Below are 611 nucleotides of genomic sequence, written 5' to 3' on the forward strand. Positions count from 1 at the left end.
TCGTTCGGCTGGTTGCTGCGCGAGCCCTGGGAGAAAGGCAACGCCGACCAGCAAATCAAGGCGATGAAAGTCAAAACCCCGGATGCGCAACAGAAAATCATGTACCTGTCCGGCGGCAATCAGCAGAAGGCCATTTTGGGGCGCTGGCTGTCGATGCCGATGAAGGTCTTGCTGTTGGATGAACCGACGCGGGGCATCGACATCGGCGCCAAGTCGGAGATCTACCAGATCATCCATAACCTGGCGGCCAGCGGCATTGCGGTGATCGTAGTGTCCAGCGACTTGATGGAAGTCATGGGTATTTCCGACCGCATCCTGGTGCTGTGCGAAGGCGCCCTGCGCGGTGAACAAACCCGTGAAAACGCCACCGAATCCAACCTGCTGCAGCTGGCCCTGCCGCGCCGCGTGACGAACTGAGAGACGACCATGAACACTCAAAACAACGCGTTGCCCACCGCACGCAAACCCTTCGACCTGCGCGCACTGCTCGACAACTGGGCGATGCTGTTGGCGGCGGTGAGCATCTTTGTGCTGTGCGCCTTGCTGATCGACAACTTCCTCTCACCGCTGAACATGCGCGGCCTGGGCCTGGCGATTTCCACCGTGGGCAT

Annotated in this window: 1 protein-coding gene and 1 pseudogene; both read left to right on the forward strand. The window is 59.9% G+C overall.

Annotated elements, in window-relative coordinates; all coding sequences use genetic code 11:
• Positions 1 to 417, forward strand: a 417-nt coding sequence (locus tag G9Q84_RS29020) for an ATP-binding cassette domain-containing protein (RefSeq protein ID WP_338104114.1), incomplete at its 5' end; no start/stop codon positions are given.
• Positions 418 to 426: 9 nt separating this feature from the next.
• Positions 427 to 611, forward strand: a pseudogene (locus tag G9Q84_RS29025) (L-arabinose ABC transporter permease AraH); the annotation flags it as partial.

This window comes from Pseudomonas sivasensis (assembly GCF_013778505.1).
Lineage (GTDB): Bacteria > Pseudomonadota > Gammaproteobacteria > Pseudomonadales > Pseudomonadaceae > Aquipseudomonas > Aquipseudomonas sivasensis.